A 16,579-nucleotide genomic window follows, 5' to 3' on the forward strand; every position below is an offset into this window, starting at 1 on the left:
TCCGTTCGCTTGCGCGGGCGGCAGGTCCCGGCCTAGATTCCAGCCATGGCCGATGCCCTGCCCCCACCATCGATCCGACTGGCCCTCAACGAGACTCCGCTCGGGCCATCGCCTGCGGCGATCGACGCCATCAAGGCCGATCTGTCCGGCCTTGCCCGCTACACCGGCCGGGAGCTCGACGATCTCACGGCGGCCATTGCCGCGCGTGAAAACATCGCGCCGGAGCAGATCGTGCTCGGCGAGAACCTCAACGTGCTCGGACTATATCTGTCCGCGCGCGGCGGACGCGGCGGCACATTCGTCTACTCCGAGCCGGGCTACACGGCGCTGGTCGATGCGGTGACACCGGCCGGCGGCCGCGTGGTCGGCGTGCCGCTGAATGCCGCGCTGGAGAACGACCTGCCGGCCATCGCGGCGGTGGTCGACGGCACCACGCGCGCGGTGTATCTCGTCAATCCGCACAACCCCTCGGGCACGGTCAGCGACACCGCCGCCTTCATCGCGGCGGTGCGCGACTTGTCGGCACGCACGCTCGTGATCGTCGACGAGGCCTATCTCGAATTCATGCCGGACTTTGCCGCCCGCAGCGTTGCGCCGCTGGTGCGCGAGGGCGGCAATGTCGCCGTGTTCCGGACATTCTCCAAGATCTTCGGACTCGCAAGTCTCGCGATCGGCTACACGCTGGCTCCGAAGCCGCTGGCCGCTGCGCTGAAGCAGATGGGCATCGGCGCGTTTTTCGGACTGAGCCGGCTGAGCCTGGTCGCCGCCACCGCGAGCCTCGGTGATCACGACTACGTCGCTTCGGTTCGTACCAAGGTCGCGGCCGAGCGCGAGGCCTGGCATGCGCTGCTGCGCGCTCGCGGGCGCCGCTTCAGCGCCTCACAGGCCAACTTCGTGTTCTTCGATTGCGGCCGGCCGCATGCCGAGGCTGCGGCGGCGCTCGCCGCCCGCGGCATCATCATCGGCCGTGCACAGCCACAATTTGACGCTTGGCTGCGCATCTCGATCGGACTGCCGGTCGAAAATGCGATTGCGCGCCAGGCCGTGGCAGAACTGCTGCCGGCCAGCGGATGAGTCAGGCGAACGCGGCCGCCGGCGCACGCTCCTCGACCATCGCCACCGCCTCGCGCAGCACCTCGATCCCGGCATCCGGCTTGACGCCGCGCTCGGCGAGATGACGGCGAAAGGCGCGCGCGCCCGGCACCGCGTGATAGGCGCCGACCAGATGCCGCGTGATCGCGTGCAGCCGCGAGCCCTCCCGGAGTTGGCGTTCAATATAGGGCTCGAGCGCCGCCAACGCGTCTTTCATGCTCCGATGCGGCGCGGCGTCGCCGAACAGCATGGGATCGACGTCGAGCAACTGCCACGGTTCCTGATAGGCGGCGCGCCCGAGCATCACGCCATCGACGTGAGCCAGATGCGCTTGCGCCGCCGCGATGCTGGTGATGCCGCCATTGATGATGACCGGCACGTTCGGCAGCCTCGCCTTCAGCCGATAGACCCGGTCGTAATCGAGCGGCGGGATGTCGCGGTTCTCCTTGGGCGACAGGCCGTTCAGCCAGGCCTTGCGCGCATGCACGATCAGCGCGTCGGCGCCCGCATCGACCACCGCATCCGCCAGCGTATCGAGCGCGAGCTCCGGATCCTGGTCATCGATCCCGATGCGGCATTTCACCGTGACGGGAATGCGCACCGCGCGCTTCATCGCCGCGACGCAGGCGGCGACGAGCTCAGGCTCCGCCATCAGGCAGGCGCCGAAGCGGCCATCCTTGACCCGGTCGGAAGGACAGCCGACATTGAGATTGATTTCGTCATAACCGAAGTCTTCGCCGATCCGCGCCGAGGTCGCGAGATCGGCCGGATCGGACCCGCCAAGCTGCAGCGCCACCGGATGCTCGCTCGCATCGAAGCCGAGCAGCCGCTTCCGATCGCCATGAATGACGGCGCCGGTGGTGACCATCTCGGTATAGAGCAGCGCCCGCCGCGACAGCAGGCGGTGAAACACCCGGCAGTGCCGGTCGGTCCAATCCATCATCGGCGCCACGGCGAAGCGCCAACGCGTTGATATCGTAGATTTATTCGTATTTTCAGTCATTTACAAGTCGTACCGGGAGCATCCGATATCCGCCTGTTGACGCCGATCTCCACCGATTTTCACCCATTTTGCGCCCCTCGGTACAACAATGTTGTACCGGAGAGATTGATGTTGTACCGGAATCCGGCACCCCTAGAGGCACCTAATGGGAACGATCACCGCTCGCAAGCGCAAAGACGGGACCACCGCCCATCTGGCCCAGGTCCTCATCAAGCGCGGCGGCGCCATTCTGCACCGGGAGGCTCGAACATTCGACCGGAGGCAGGCGGCCGCAGCCTGGCTGGAGAGACGGGAAAAGGAGCTGGCGGCACCAGGAGGGCTCGATCAGGAAAAAGGTCTCGACCCCGTCCTCTCCGACGTCATCGAGCGCTACGTTTCCGAGTCCAAGAAGGAGGTCGGGCGCACCAAGGCGCAGGTCCTGAACGCAATCAAAGGCTACGAGATTGCGCAGCGAAGGTGCTCAACGATCGATAGCACCGACCTCGTGGAATTCGCCAACCAGCTGGTAAGCAAAGTCCAACCCCAGACCGTCAGCAACTATCTCTCACACCTCGCGGCCATCTTCGCGATCGCACGCCCGGCTTGGGGATATCCGCTCGACCAGGCTGCCATGAAGGACGCCTTCGTCGTCGCCAAGAGGCTGGGGATCACGAGCAAGAGCCGGACACGGGAGCGGCGCCCGAGCTTGGCGGAACTCGATCTGCTGATGCAGCATTTCGGCGAACGGCAGCAAAGGCGGCCCTCGTCTGTGCCGATGCAGAAGGTCATTGCATTCGCAATCTTCTCAACGCGACGTCTCGAGGAAATCACGCGGCTGAGGCGAGCCGACCTCGATGAGGTCGGAAGCAAGATTCTGGTGCGTGACATGAAAAACCCTGGCGAGAAGCTCGGGAACGACGTCTGGTGCGATCTCCCCGCTGAGGCTCTCCACGTCGCACAATCCATGCCTTCGGATACCGATGAGATCTTTCCCTACACGACCGACGCAATCGGCATGGGATTCACGCGCGCATGCCAACTGCTCGGCATCGTGGATCTGCATTTCCACGATCTCCGCCACGACGGCGTTTCCAGGCTATTTGAAATGGGCCACAACGTTCCCCAAGTCGCAGCCGTCTCAGGCCATCGTTCCTGGTCGAGCCTGAAGCGATACACGCATCTCCGGCAGACGGGGAACAAGTATGAAGGCTGGAAGTGGCTGGAGGTCGTTACAGTGAAGACAGCTCCCGGATGAGCTTCGTTGACCGGTGTCCTATGAGAAGCCGTAGGTGCCCAGGGAGTGATCGACGATATCCTCTCATTCAATCGAGTGCGCATTTTTGAAAGCTGGCCGGCAGTGTACGCTCTACCTTGCGCGCGATCGTCGGAACTTCGACCGATCTTTCTGACGAAACTGTTTGCTAGTATCCGACTTTCCACCCGGAACATGGCCCAAGTCGGTGCTTGTTTGTATGCGACTTCGGCTCATGCACCGGGGAATAGACCATCTCGTTAGGCGGTTCGGGTCTCGGGTCCCTACATCGGGTAATCCACGACCTTGTCTTCTGACCAGCGAGCGAATGACGTCGGTAGTCGAGTTGTCACGCTTCGCCCGAAGGTCGTCCTTCCAATGAATGCGGGCGTGCAGGGGCGCAGGGCGCAGGCGTCTTGGTGCCAAACGCTCAACTCCGACGGCACACACCGTCCCCGGGGTCGAGATGGCTGAAAGCGGGTGTGAAAGCTGCCTCCCCCCCATCATGGCGCCATGGGCGGCGCTCTCTGACCTCCAGCCGTAGGGCGTCCTTCAGGTTGCGAGCAGAACCACGCGTTGTGCCATCCTGACATTGGCGTAGTCGATCATCTTGCCGTCGAGCGTCACCGCGCCATGGCCGTGCGCCTCGGCCTGCTCCATGGCCTCGACGATGCGGCGCGCCGTCGCGACCTCCTGCTCGGAGGGGAGGAAGGCGCGCTTCGTCACGGCGATCTGGTCGGGATGGATCACCTGCTTGCCGTCGAAGCCCATCGCGGCGGCCTTCACCGCGCTAGCCTCGGTCAACCTGGCGTCCTTGAAATCGCCGCACGGCCCATCGATCGCGCGCAGGCCGAAGGCGCGGGCGGCGACCAGCAGACGCATCATCGGATAGGCGAACAGATCCAGCGGCACGCTCTCGTAGCTGGCATCCGGGCCGCCGACGTGACGGTAGCTCGACGGCGAGGCGCCGATGGTCGAGGAGCGCGCGCCGATCGAGGCCGCGAGATCGCCGACCCCGAGATGCAGCGCGCCGACATCGGGGTGAGCCGCCGCCAGGGCCTCCACATTGACGAGCCCCCTCGCCGTCTCGATCAGCAATTCGATCGCGACCGGCCGCGCCCGCGCCGGTGCGGCTGCGCTCAGCGCCTGCGCCGTTGCGGCGACCGTGCCGACCTGCTCCGCCTTCGGTAGGATCACCGCATCGAGCCGCGGACACAAGGCGAGCGCGCGCAGCTCCTCTGCGACGGACGGACTATCAGCCGCGTTGACGCGAACGGAGACCAGTTTGTGGCCCCAGTCCAGCTCGGCGAGCGCCGTCACCGCCCCCGCAAGCGCCGCAGCCTTCTCCGCGGGCGGAACCGCATCCTCCAGATCGATGAACACGGCATCGGCCGGCGATCGCGCAGCCCCCGCGACCATGCGCGGCCGATGTCCGGGCACCGCCAGGTAGGTCCGTGTCGGTCGCGCGCTCACTGGGCGTCCTCCGGCCGCTGCAATTCGGCGAGGATGGCCGCGTTGTGCTCGCCGAGAGCCGGCACCGGCCCCATGCGCGGCGACATACCCGGAATGGTCAGCGGCGGCAGGAAGCTCATCAGAGGTCCACCGGGTGAGTCCACGCTCGTGATCCGTGATCGCGCGCGAAGCTGCTCATGGCTCAGGAAGCGCTCGACCGAATTCATCTCCGCATTGGCGATCGATGCACGGTCGAGCAGGGCCAGCGCCTCGGCACTGGTCAGCGCGGCGAAGCGGGCCTCGATATGCGCCTCGAGCGCCTCTCGATGCTGCATCCGCAACGGATTGGTGCTGAAGCGCGGATCGTCGGCGAACTCCGCATCGCCGAGCACGACGGCGCAGAAGGAGCGCCATTCGCGGTCGTTCTGGATGCCGAAAAACACCGTGCGGCCGTCGCCGACGCGGAACGGCCCGTAGGGCGCGATGGTCGCATGCTTGGCGCCGGTGCGAGGAAGCGGACGGCCGCTGCCATGGGCATAATACGCCGGGTAGCTCATCCATTCGGTGATCGAATCGAACAGCGAGACCTGGAAGGCGAGGCCTGTGCCCGTCCGCTCCCGGTGATAGAGCGCCATCAGCACGCCGTTCAGGATGTACATGCCGGTGGCGATATCGACGATCGAGAGTCCAACTTTCGCCGGCTCGGCCTCGGTGCCATTGACCGCCAGCACGCTGCCCTCGCATTGCACCAGCAGATCATAGGCCTTTTTGTTGCTGTAGGGCCCGCCAGGGCCATAGCCGGACACGTCGCAGGCGATCAGCCGCGGGAATCTCGCCACCAGGGCCGTCGCGTCGAGACCGAGCCGCTCGGCCGCGCCCGGCGCGAGGTTTTGGACGAACACGTCGGCCTGCGCCAGCAGCGCGTCGAGCACCTTGCGTCCTTCGGCGCTCTTGATGTCGATCGCCAGACTCTCCTTCGACCTGTTGGTCCAGACGAACTGGCTCGACATCCCGTTCATCACATGGTCGTAGTCCCGGCAGAAGTCTCCGACTCCGGGCCGCTCGATCTTGATGACACGGGCGCCCCAATCGGCGAGATGCCGGGAGGCGAGCGGCGCAGCAATCGCCTGCTCGACCGAGACGACCACGAGGCCGGACAAGGGAAGTCTGCTGCCGTCAGCCATGTCTCGTTCTCTCGCTGCCTTATGGAAGAGTACGACGAGGCCTCGATCGGCAGCAAGCCGATGCGCCGGCGCCGCCGGACCTTTCGGTGTCAGGACACTTCGTTGGAAATCTCGACGAGGTTGCGGTCGGGATCGCGGATGTAGACCGAGCGGATCGGTCCGCACGCGCCGGTGCGATCGACGATGCCCTCCTCGATGGCGATGCCGTTGGCCTGCAGGTGCCGGACGACATCCTCGAGCGGCGTCGCGGTGATCAGGCAGAAGTCGGCGGACCCGCTGGTCGGCCGCAGCGCCTTCGGCTCGAACTCCTTGCCGACCTGATGCAGGTTGATCTTCTGCCGCCCGAACTTCAGAGCCTTGCGGCCGCCGGCAAACGTGTCGACCGTCATGCCGCAGGCCGCGACATAGAAGCGACAGGTCGCCTCGATGTCGGCGACGGTCAGCACCAGATGATCAAGACGATCGATCCGCACCATCTCGTTTCTCCCTTCGTCGCGACGCACTCATCATCGTCTGCCTTGTTACGCATGCCGGCGGGCGGCCGGCATATGCAGCGCCTCCTGCTCGCGACGCAGCCGCACCGCCGGCAGGGTCTCGTCGATCGCGACATCCGACCAGGTGATGCAGGCGTCCTTCGCCACCGGACGGACCAGCCGCACCTGGTGCGCGAGGCCGAGCGGAAGATAGCCATGATCGAGCGAGGTCTCCGCCGGCGTCAGCTTGCCGAACACGGTATAGCCGCCCTCGCCATCGAGCACGTCGCCGGGCTTCAGGTCGCGCTTCGCGGTGGCGGCAACGTCGGCGTTGAAGCAGGTGGCGACGCCGGTCGGCTCGCCGCGCAGCGCGATCGAGGCCACGGAGATGCCGAGCTCGAGGCCGATCAGATGCCATTTCTTGTAGGCGCTCATGTAGCGGCCGCTCGGATCGGTGACGACGTTGTACTCCTCGAAGCAGTTGCGGATGTACTCGCTGTCACCCTCGAAGCACACCCAGACGCCCTTGCGGATGTCGTTGGCGATCGGACGCCCGTCCGTGGTGAGGCAGGACACCACCTCGACCTGGCCCTTGGCCTCGAGCACGCCGCCCTCCGCGCGCGGCCGCATCAAGGTCGGAATGTCGTCGACCGATCCCGGCGGAAAGGCCAGCCCCTCAGACGGTGCAGCGAGCCCGGTGGCATTGGCGATCGCCGCCGATTCGATCGCCGGCTTGGATCCATCCAGAAAGGCGTTGAACATTTTCGGATTCATGCCGCCGCGCGCGGCCTGCTCCGCGGTGAGGCCCCAATGATCCCACACCGTCTCCGGCGTCGATTCCCGATATTGCGGCAGCCATTTGTGGCCGCGTCCGGCCGCCACCACGGGGAAGCCGCAGGCACGCGCCCAGTCGACGAGATCGCAGGCCAGCGCCGGCTGGTCGCCATAGGCGAGGCTGTAGATGACGCCCGCCTGCCGCGCCTTGTGCGCCAGGATGGGTCCGCAGAACGCATCGGCCTCGACCGTGACGTTGATGATCGGCTTGCCGGCAGCAAAGGCCGCGAGACAATGCTCGACGGCGGCGACCGGGTTGCCGGTGCATTCCGCGACAACGTCGATCGCGCCGCACGCAATCAGCGCCTGCCAGTCGTCGGTGACGAACGTCGTGCCATGGCGCAGGGCATCATCCAGCGACGTGGCGGCATAGCGCTCCTCAGTCCAGCCGACGCGCTTGAGGTTCTCGATGGCGCGGGCCGGCGACAGATCGGCAATGCCGACCAGATGGATGCCGGGCGTGCGCAGCACCTGGTGCAGATACATCGCACCGAACTTGCCGGCGCCGATCAGCCCGACCTTGATCGGCCGACGGGCCACGGCGCGCCCCATGAGCTTGGCATAGAGGTTCATGGATGGATCTCCCTTGGGCTAGGTCGCGTTGCGATGCTGACGCAGCGACGATGGGACGAGGAAGGCGAAGTCGCATCCCTCCGGCGCCTGCGTCACGTTCTGTCGATACAATGCCTCGTAGCCCCGCTCAGGCTGAGGCGGCGGCACATGATCGCGGAGCCGGCGCGCAAGCTCGTCGTCGTCGACCAGAACGTCGAGGCGCTTGTCGCGCACCGACAAGCGGATCCGGTCGCCATTTCTGACGGCCGCGAGCGCGCCGCCGACCGCGGCCTCCGGCGACACGTGCAGCGCGATCGTGCCGAATGCCGTGCCCGACATGCGGGCGTCGGAGATGCGCAGCATGTCCTTCACGCCGCGTTGCGCCAGCTTCTTCGGGATCGGCAGATACCCCGCCTCCGGCATCGCCGCCGCGACGGGGCCGGCATTCTGCAGCACCAGGACGTCCTCGGGATGGACATCGAGGTCGGGATCATCGATGCGCCGGGCGAGATCCTCCAGGCTGCTGAACACGACGGCGCGGCCCTCCGTCTCGAACAAGGCCTCTGTCGCCGCCGCGCGCTTGAAGATCGCCCCGTCGGGGGCAAGGTTGCCATGCAGCGCGATCAACCCGCCCTGGCGCGACACCGGATCGGAGAGCGGACGCACCACGCTGCGGTCGACCCAATCGAGCGGCTCGTCGAGCCGCTGCGCCAGGCTGCGCCCCTCGACGTTGAGGGTGTCCAGGTTCAGCAGCGGACGCAGCTCGCGCAGCACCGCTCCCATGCCGCCAGCGGCGTGCAGATCCTCCATGTAGCCCTCGCCGACCGGCTTCAGATCGACCAGCACCGGCGTCTCGTCGGAGATCTCGTTCAGCCGCGACAGCGGGATGCGGATGCCGAGCCGTCCGGCGACGGCGGTCAGGTGAATCACGGCATTGGTCGAGCCGCCCAGCGCCATCAGAACGCGGAACGCGTTCTCGACCGATTCATGCGTGATGACCTGGCTCGGCGTGATCGGCGTGTTGATCAACGCGACCGCCGCCCTGCCCGTTTCCTCCGCCGCAACCAGACGGTCGGAATGAGTGGCCGGAATGGTCGCCGTTCCCGGCAGCGACATGCCGAGCGTTTCGGCGATGCAGGCCATCGTGCTCGCCGTTCCCATCACGGCGCAGGTGCCGCTGGTGACCGACAGCCGGCCTTCGATCGTGTCGATCTCGTCGCGCGAAATCTCGCCGCCGCGATACTTGCCCCAGAAGCGCCGGCAATCGGTGCATGCGCCCAGCCTCTCGCCGCGATGGCGCCCGGTCGACATCGGACCGGTCACGAGCTGGACCGCCGGGATGTTGGCCGAGGCCGCCCCCATCAACTGCGCCGGCACCGTCTTGTCGCAGCCGCCGATCAGCACGACCGCATCCATCGGCTGCGCCCGGATCATCTCTTCCGTATCCATGGCCATGAGGTTGCGGAACATCATGCTGGTCGGGTTCAGGAACACTTCACCGAGCGAGATCGTCGGAAAGGTTCGCGGCAGCGCACCAGCCGCCAGCACGCCGCGGGAGACGGCCTCGACCAGCTCCGGCATCGCGCGGTGGCAATTGTTGAAGCCGGACGGCGTCACCGCAATGCCGACGATGGGCTTGCCCAGCATCTCGGTGGACAGACCCATCGAGCGCGCGAACGAGCGGCGAAGATAGCGTGCGAAATCCTGATCGCCATAGTTCGTCAGGCCGCGGGCGATGCCATGGCTCCTGCTCATCCTAATTGTCCTTGCGCGCGTCTGTGGAGAGGTCTCTGCGGAACCGGACGCCGAGGAGATCCTCGAACACCCGGATCATGCCGCCCTTGTCGTGGTCGCCATGGCCGCGCAGCAGCGCCTGCTGATACGTGGCGGTGGCCGCGGCCAGCACGGGCATCGGAATGCCCCGTGCTGCCGACAGCTCGGCTGCGCTCACCAGATCCTTGTAGGCGTGCTTCATCGGATAGCCGTCACTGAACCGATTCTGCAGGATGCGCGGGACGAAGAATTCGGAGGCGTAGCTGCGGCCGGTGCCGCCGTTCACGACGGCGCCGACCTTCTCGGGATCGAGCCCCATCCTCGCCGCCATGGGCAGCACCTCGGCGAGAGCCGCAGCGTTGATGTCGAACAGCAGCTGATTGATCAGCTTGGTCAGCTGGCCCGCGCCGGCGGCGCCCATGTAGAGGATGTCGCGGCCCATGCGCTGGAGCCATGGCCGGGCAGCCTCGAACGCGGCGGCATCGCCGCCGCACATGATGGTCAGCGTCCCGTCCTCCGCCCGGGCCTGCATGCCCGACACCGGCGCATCGACGAACGACAGCTGCATGTCGCGGAGCGTCCTGCCGATCTCCACCGTCGCGCCGTAGCTGATGGTGCTGGTATCGATGACCAGCGCTCCCGGCTGAAGCCGCTTCGCGACCCCATCGACGCCGAACAGGACCTCGTTCACTGCTGAAGTCCCGGGGAGGCTCAGGACCAGCACCTCCGCGCCCGCGAGATCGGCAACGCGGGTCGTTGCCTGTACGCCCCGATCGGCGAACTCGGCGAAATGTTCGGCGCGCCGGCTGCAGACGATGTAGTTGCCGGGCGGCCTCGTGAGATTATGGGCCATCGGCCTGCCCATCTGTCCGAGCCCGACAAATCCGATCGTCACGTTCCTCTCCCTCTCGATTTGCGAGCGACCATCGGGCAAGCCAATCGCGAGGGCCATCGTTCATTGGCGACGGCCGACCTCGCAGCTCACGATGGCCGCGCCGCGCGCCCCCTGCCATCGCAAGCCGCGATGGCGCCCGTGCCGAGTCGATGGTTTTCGCGCTGTCCTGCCAAATCTATTCTCGCGGCAACCCAGCAGGGCGGGCTTCGCGCGCTGGGAGCAATCAAGAAGCACATCGCCGCACGAGGGAGGCACATTTGGATCAGCATTCCGGCCCGCCGTCAGGCGGGAGCATCTGGCCTGTCGCGTTCCCGGCACGCCTCCGCCATGACGCTGCGACGCTCGCTCGCCGAGCGCCCCGTGCCGCCGCGCGGCTGTGTCCGCCCCCCGCCCCTTCGAACCGGCCCGCCTCGCATGCTTGAGACCGTCCCCGTGCGAACGAATACGCGCGCCCCGTTTCAACCGCCGACCATCGCGCGGCTCTTCAACGGCGCACTCGACCATATCGAGGAATGGCTGATCGCGACCCTCATTGCGGCGGCGACCGGCCTGATCTTCATCGCCGTGCTGCATCGCTATGGCGCGGGCGAGTCCATCGCGCTCGCGAGATGGGCAACGGCACACGGTCTGCCGCGGCTCGCCGCCGCTGCCCAAGCGGTGTTTACCTTTGCCTCGGAGCTCGACCTGTCCTGGGCCCAGGAGCTCTGCATCTACATGTTCGTCTGGATGGCGAAGTTCGGCGCCGCCTATGGCGTCCGCACCGGCATCCATGTCGGCGTCGACCTGCTCGTCAACCGCCTCCCCGAACATTCGCGCAAGCAGGTGATCCTGTTCGCTCTGCTATGCGGTGCGGTCTTCACCGGCATGATCGCGACCTTCGGCGCCTCGTTCGTCCGCGCCATGTTCCACACCGGCCAGCAGTCGAACGATCTCGAGGTGCCGATGTGGATCGTCTACCTCGCCATCCCGCTGGGATCGGGCCTGATGTGCTTCCGCTTCCTGCAGGTCGCCTGGTCCTACTTCTGGACGGGGACGCTGCCGCATCACGACGAGGCCCATGTCGAGGGGGTGCAGGCCAACGCTTCGCCGGCGCTGCATCCGCAGCCAGCGGGAGCGGCGACGAAGGCGGCCGCGCGCAAGCTCTCGCCGCTCGGCTTCATCCTGATCCTGGCGCCGATCCTGATCTTTGCGATCTGCATCGCGGGCAAGGCCGAGCTGTTCATCCTGCCGCAGGCGCTGCGGGCCGCAACCATCTTTGCGCTGCTGATCTCGCTCATGCTGACCGGCGTGCCCGTCTCCATCGCGCTCGGCCTGACCGTGATGACCTTCCTGTTCACGCTGACGGCGGTGCCGATCGAAGCGGTCTCCATGAAGCTCTTCACGGGCATCGAGAGCTTCGAGATCATGGCGATTCCGTTCTTCATCCTCGCCGGCAACTTCCTCACCCATGGCGGGGTCGCGCGCCGCATGATCGGTTTCGCCACCTCCCTGATAGGGCACTGGCATGGCGGTCTCGGCCTCGCGGGCATCGTCGCCTGCGCGATGTTCGCGCTGGTGTGCGGATCGAGCGTTGCGACCGTCGCGGCGATCGGCGCCATCGTGCTGCCCGAAATGGTCCGGCACGGCTACCCGATGCGCTTCGGTGCCGGCATCATCACGGTGGCGGGCTCGCTCGGCATCCTGATGCTGCCCTCGATCCCCAAGATCGTCTACGCCGTCGGGACCAACACCTCGATCGGCGCGCTGTTCGTCGCAGGTCTCCTGCCCGGCCTTCTGCTCACCGCCATGCTCTGCGTCGTGACCTGGTGGCTGGCTCGCAAGCGCGACTACCCGCGCCTGCCCAAGGCGAGCTGGGGCGAGACGCTGCGGACGTTCCGCGAGAGCATCTGGGGATTGATGCTGGTCGTCATCATCATCGGCGGCATCTACTCCGGCCTGTTCACCGCCACCGAAGCCGCCGCGATGGCCGCGGTCTACTCCTTCTTCATCTCGGTCTTCGTCTACAAGGCGATCGGCATGAAGGACGTGCCGCGGGTGCTGCTGCGCGCCGCCAACACCAGCGCGATGCTGCTCTACATCGTCACCAACGCGGTGCTGTTCTCGTTCGTGCTGTCGAACGAGAACCTGCCGTCGACGCTCGCCGACTGGATCGCCGCACAGAATCTCGGCTGGATCGGCTTCCTCGCGGTGGTCAACGTGCTCCTGCTGCTCGCCGGCAACTTCATGGAGCCGAACTCGATCATCCTGATCATGGCCCCGATCCTCGCGCCCGCCGCCAAGAAGCTCGGCATCGATCTCGTCCATTTCGGCATCGTCATCGACGTCAACATGGAGGTTGGGCTCTGCCACCCGCCGGTCGGCCTGAACCTCTACGTCGCCTCGATGATCGCAAGGATGCGCATCACCGACCTCGCGGTCGCTGTCCTGCCCTGGCTGATCACCATGCTCGGCTTCCTCGTCATCGTCACCTATTGGCCAGGCCTGACATTGTGGCTGCCGCGGATGTTAGGGATGCTCTGACATGCGCCTCCTCGCGCCCGGCTCGACCGGATCCCGCGTGCTGCTGAGCTCGCCCGCGCCCGACGATCGCTCCACTGTGACGTCGAATGTCTCTCCGCCAGCCGGCCTCCGGACGCCGTAAAGCTGCGGCGGCTGCCTCTCAGGCCCAAGAAAGGAAACGCCAATGAAACGAAGCCTTCTGTTGATCATGGCTGCGGCCTTCATCTCCAGCGCCGAGGCCGCCCTCGCCCAGGCGCCGATCGTGATCAAATTCAGCCATGTCGTCGCCCCCGATACGCCGAAGGGCAAGGGCGCGCTGAAGTTCAAGGAGCTGGCCGAGACGTATACGGGTGGCAGGGTCTCGGTCGAAGTCTATCCGAACTCCAGCCTGTACAAGGACAAGGAGGAGATCGAAGCCTTGCAACTGGGTTCGGTGCAGATGCTGGCGCCCGCGACGGCGAAGTTCGCCCCGCTCGGCGTCAAGGAGTTCGAGGCGCTCGACCTGCCCTGGCTGTTCAAGGACGAGGCCACCTATGCCGCCGCCATGAAGGGGCCGATCGGCAAATATCTGTTCAAGAAGCTCGAAGCGAAGGGGCTCACCGGGCTTGGCTATTGGGACAATGGATTTTATCTCGCGTCATCCAACCGGCCTCTGATCGAGCCGAGCGACTTTCAGGGCCTGAAGATCCGCATCTCCGGCTCGAAGGTCGCCGACCGCTATTATCGCGAGGTCGGCGCCGTTCCTCAGATCATGGCGTTCTCGGAGGTGTATCAGGCGCTGCAGACCGGGGTCGTCGACGGGTGCGAAAACACGGCCTCGAACTACCTCACGCAGAAGTTCCACGAGGTCCAGAAGCACATCACCACCTCCTATCACGAGCATCTCCAATATGCCGTGATCGTCAATTCGAAGTTCTGGGCCGGGCTTCCCGCCGACATCCGCGCTCAGCTGGAGAAGGCCATGGACGAAGCGACGGACTACACCAATTCGATCGCCAAGAAGGAGAACGACGACGCTCTCGCCGAGCTTAAGGCATCCGGCAAGAGCACGTTCCACGACCTCTCCGACGCGCAGCGGGCCAGATGGGCGCAGGCCATGCGCCCGACCTATCGATGGGCCGTCGGCCGGGTCGGCCAGGAGGTCATCGACCTGATCTTCACGGAGCTGAAATTGAACTCGAATTAGCCCCGATCGAGCGCTCTCCTCCGGCGTGGCATCGGCCGCGTTCAGGCGAGCGGGGCGAGCGTCTCGACCAGATAGCGGGCGACCAATGGAAGCGCGCGGTAGTCGCGATAGGCCACATAGAGGGTCCGGTTGGCCCAGGGCTCGTCGAGCGGCACCGCGCGAAGGCTGCGGCTGTCCAGGTAAGGCAGCACGGCGCCCTGCGGCAGGATGGCGATGCCGAGGCCTGCCTCCACCATGCGTCGGATTCCATCGAAGCCGAAGACATGGACGCGCAAGTTGATCTCGACGCCCGCCTCGCGTGCCGCTTCGAGGACCTTGGCCTGAAGCGAGCTGCCGACCTGCAAGCCGACGTGATCGTAGTTTTCCAGGTCACGAATGGTGACCGCCTTCGCATCCGCCAGCGCATGGCCGGACGGCACGATCACCATCAGCGTATCGCGGCGATAGATGCGCTGTTCCAGATCGGTCTGGCCGATATGGCCGGAAAATATGCCGATGTCGGCCGTCCCGTCCCTCACCGCTTCGATGATCCGCGCGCTGGTATCCTCGCGCAGCTCGATCCGGACGGCGGGACGCTGATCGACATAGACCTTCAGGTCTTCAGGAAGGAATTGCGTCACCGCCGAGGTATTGGCCCAGAGCCGGATGCGCCCGCGCTCACCGGTGGTGAACTCGCTGAGATCGGCCTGGAGCCGGTCGACGGCGGAATTGATGCCGCGGACATGCTCATAGAGCACCTGCCCTGCAGCCGTCGGCCGGATGCCATCCCGCAGCCGGTGAATCAGCGCTACGCCGATCTGGTCTTCGAGATCGGAGATCCGCTTGCTGATCGCGGAGGCAGCAATGCCGTTGACGCGAGAGGCCTGCGCGATGTTGCCGTGCTCGATCACCACGGCAAACAGACGCAGCGAAACGAAGTCCAGCGTGCGCATCTTGCTCCTTTCTTCGACGAAGCCCGCTGCAGCGGGATAGCAAGTCTCGGGGCCACCCTCAATCCGCCAGCGGAGCACAACAACCGCTGACGCCCATCGTCGCACACACGACGCCCACAGGCATCGCGTCTGGCGATGCGAGGCATATCGACCGGATGGTTCTGGCTCTGAATGGGCAAAACTATCCTGAAGCCGGGACCATCGGCCAGATGGTTTGAATGCCGTAACGCAAAACAAGCACAGCGGCAACGGGGAGGTTGACCTTGGACTCGACGATCGCCGCACGAGCAATATCGAAGATCGGCTGGCGTCATCTTCCGCTGCTGTTAGCCTGCTTTGTCATCGCCTTCCTCGACCGCGTCAATATCGGCTTTGCCGCCCTGACGATGAATGCCGACCTGACGTTCTCGGCATCCGTCTCCGGCCTGGGTGCAGTGCTGTTCTTTCTGACCTATGTCGCGTTGGAGGTGCCCTCGAACCTCGCGCTCGACAGATACGGCGCGCGGCGCAGCCCGGCCCGCTTGGGGGGCGAGGACGAGACCGCAACGGCTCCGACTGCGGCCGAATAGGAGCGTGCCATGTCGCTTGCCCAGATCCCCCCTGCAACACCTCTCTACGAGGTCTACGCGATCAAATATGCGGAGTTGAAGCAGCGCCCCGCCTCCGACATCTTCCTGGGAGCCGATCCGCACGACGCTCCCGTCGACATGGACTATTTCGTCTGGCTGATCCGGTCGCCGGAACGGTCTGTTCTCGTCGACATGGGATTTAACCGCAACGTTGCGGCCAAGCGCGGACGACGGTTCATCCGTTGCCCGGGCGACGGCCTCAGGGCGCTCTCCGTCGATCCAGCGGAGATCGAGGACGTGATCGTGACGCATCTCCATTACGATCATGTCGGCAACTATGCGCTGTTTCCGAAGGCCCGGTTTCACCTTCAGGATCGCGAGATGGCGTTCGCAACGGGACGCATGATGCGCCATCGCTGTCTGTGCATGGCCTACGAGCCAGAGGATGTCTGCGCGATCGTGAGAAACGTATTTGCCGGCAGGGTCGAGTTTCACGACGGCGACGAGGACATTGCGCCGGGGATCTCCGTCCACCTCGCGCCCGGTCATACAGCCGGCCTGCAATTCGTCCGCGTGGCGACGCACCGCGGTTGGATGGTACTTGCGTCCGACGCGTGCCACTACCGCCGCCATTTGGAACGAAACGAAGTGTTTCCTCTCGTCACCAGCGTGCCCGATCTGCTGGAAGGATATGGCAAGTTGCGCAGGCTCGCGACATCGTCCGAGCTCATCATTCCCGGACATGATCCCGCAGTGCTTAGCTCATTTCATCGTGCCCAATCAGATGATCCGCTAACGGTCAGGCTTGATTAGGCAGCTGAGGTTGTCGCCGACGTCATACGCTGCACAATGACGGAGCGGCGCGACCGGTCATTCTGTCAGATGATCGACGGCGTCGAAGATG

Annotated in this window: 14 protein-coding genes and 1 pseudogene; 7 read left to right on the forward strand and 8 right to left on the reverse strand. The window is 65.5% G+C overall.

Going from position 1 to position 16,579, the window contains the following annotated elements; all coding sequences use genetic code 11:
- Positions 1 to 45 precede the first annotated feature (45 nt).
- Positions 46 to 1,074 (forward strand): pyridoxal phosphate-dependent aminotransferase, encoded by a 1,029-nt coding sequence (locus HL671_RS09270; RefSeq protein ID WP_172236210.1) that lies wholly within the window; start codon positions 46 to 48, stop codon positions 1,072 to 1,074.
- A 1-nt stretch (position 1,075) separates the two neighbouring features.
- Here the strand turns inward: HL671_RS09270 and dusA are convergent, their stop codons facing one another.
- Entirely contained in the window at positions 1,076 to 2,095 is a 1,020-nt protein-coding gene (gene dusA, locus HL671_RS09275) for a tRNA dihydrouridine(20/20a) synthase DusA (RefSeq protein WP_172236211.1), read from the reverse strand.
- 145 nt (positions 2,096 to 2,240) lie between these two features.
- Here dusA and HL671_RS09280 point away from each other — a divergent pair, with 145 nt between their 5' ends.
- Positions 2,241 to 3,329 (forward strand): tyrosine-type recombinase/integrase, encoded by a 1,089-nt coding sequence (locus HL671_RS09280; protein WP_172236212.1) that lies wholly within the window; start codon positions 2,241 to 2,243, stop codon positions 3,327 to 3,329.
- A gap of 549 nt (positions 3,330 to 3,878) precedes the next feature.
- On the opposite strand, the gene HL671_RS09285 is transcribed toward HL671_RS09280, so the two are convergent.
- The 6 genes from HL671_RS09285 to HL671_RS09310 all read right to left on the reverse strand — a co-directional run bounded on the left by HL671_RS09285 (position 3,879) and on the right by HL671_RS09310 (position 10,489).
- Positions 3,879 to 4,799, reverse strand: coding sequence for an HpcH/HpaI aldolase/citrate lyase family protein (locus tag HL671_RS09285; protein WP_307769017.1), 921 nt, complete (start codon positions 4,797 to 4,799; stop codon positions 3,879 to 3,881).
- Entirely contained in the window at positions 4,796 to 5,962 is a 1,167-nt protein-coding gene (locus tag HL671_RS09290) for a CaiB/BaiF CoA transferase family protein (RefSeq protein WP_172236213.1), read from the reverse strand. The genes HL671_RS09285 and HL671_RS09290 overlap by 4 nt, the downstream gene beginning before the upstream one ends.
- Positions 5,963 to 6,051: 89 nt before the next feature.
- Positions 6,052 to 6,438, reverse strand: coding sequence for a VOC family protein (locus HL671_RS09295; protein WP_172236214.1), 387 nt, complete (start codon positions 6,436 to 6,438; stop codon positions 6,052 to 6,054).
- Positions 6,439 to 6,483: 45 nt separating this feature from the next.
- The gene (locus tag HL671_RS09300) at positions 6,484 to 7,842 is read right to left on the reverse strand and encodes an NAD(P)H-dependent oxidoreductase (RefSeq protein WP_172236215.1); all 1,359 of its coding nucleotides are present in this window, start codon (positions 7,840 to 7,842) and stop codon (positions 6,484 to 6,486) included.
- Positions 7,843 to 7,860: 18 nt separating this feature from the next.
- Positions 7,861 to 9,576 (reverse strand): dihydroxy-acid dehydratase, encoded by a 1,716-nt coding sequence (locus HL671_RS09305; RefSeq protein ID WP_172236216.1) that lies wholly within the window; start codon positions 9,574 to 9,576, stop codon positions 7,861 to 7,863.
- A 1-nt stretch (position 9,577) separates the two neighbouring features.
- Positions 9,578 to 10,489 (reverse strand): NAD(P)-dependent oxidoreductase, encoded by a 912-nt coding sequence (locus HL671_RS09310; protein WP_172236217.1) that lies wholly within the window; start codon positions 10,487 to 10,489, stop codon positions 9,578 to 9,580.
- Between the two features lie 414 nt (positions 10,490 to 10,903).
- Here HL671_RS09310 and HL671_RS38935 point away from each other — a divergent pair.
- From HL671_RS38935 to HL671_RS09320, 3 genes and pseudogenes are all read left to right on the forward strand, one after another.
- Positions 10,904 to 11,491, forward strand: a pseudogene (locus tag HL671_RS38935) (TRAP transporter small permease); the annotation flags it as partial.
- A 234-nt stretch (positions 11,492 to 11,725) separates the two neighbouring features.
- A complete protein-coding gene (locus HL671_RS38940; protein ID WP_307769019.1) occupies positions 11,726 to 13,009 on the forward strand; it encodes a TRAP transporter large permease in 1,284 nt (427 codons plus the stop codon).
- Positions 13,010 to 13,172: 163 nt separating this feature from the next.
- A complete protein-coding gene (locus tag HL671_RS09320) occupies positions 13,173 to 14,174 on the forward strand; it encodes a DctP family TRAP transporter solute-binding subunit (RefSeq protein ID WP_172236218.1) in 1,002 nt (333 codons plus the stop codon).
- Positions 14,175 to 14,215: 41 nt separating this feature from the next.
- Here the strand turns inward: HL671_RS09320 and HL671_RS09325 are convergent, their stop codons facing one another.
- On the reverse strand, positions 14,216 to 15,106 hold the full coding sequence (locus HL671_RS09325) for a LysR substrate-binding domain-containing protein (RefSeq protein ID WP_172236219.1): 891 nt from the start codon (positions 15,104 to 15,106) through the stop codon (positions 14,216 to 14,218).
- 263 nt (positions 15,107 to 15,369) lie between these two features.
- On the opposite strand from HL671_RS09325, the gene HL671_RS09330 reads away from it, so the two are divergent.
- Both HL671_RS09330 and HL671_RS09335 read left to right on the forward strand, forming a co-directional pair.
- A complete protein-coding gene (locus tag HL671_RS09330; protein WP_172236220.1) occupies positions 15,370 to 15,675 on the forward strand; it encodes a hypothetical protein in 306 nt (101 codons plus the stop codon).
- Positions 15,676 to 15,813: 138 nt separating this feature from the next.
- The gene (locus HL671_RS09335) at positions 15,814 to 16,488 is read left to right on the forward strand and encodes an N-acyl homoserine lactonase family protein (protein WP_246705843.1); all 675 of its coding nucleotides are present in this window, start codon (positions 15,814 to 15,816) and stop codon (positions 16,486 to 16,488) included.
- The last annotated feature ends 91 nt before the right edge of the window (positions 16,489 to 16,579 follow it).

It is taken from the genome of Bradyrhizobium denitrificans, from assembly GCF_013179005.1.
Lineage (GTDB): Bacteria > Pseudomonadota > Alphaproteobacteria > Rhizobiales > Xanthobacteraceae > Bradyrhizobium > Bradyrhizobium denitrificans.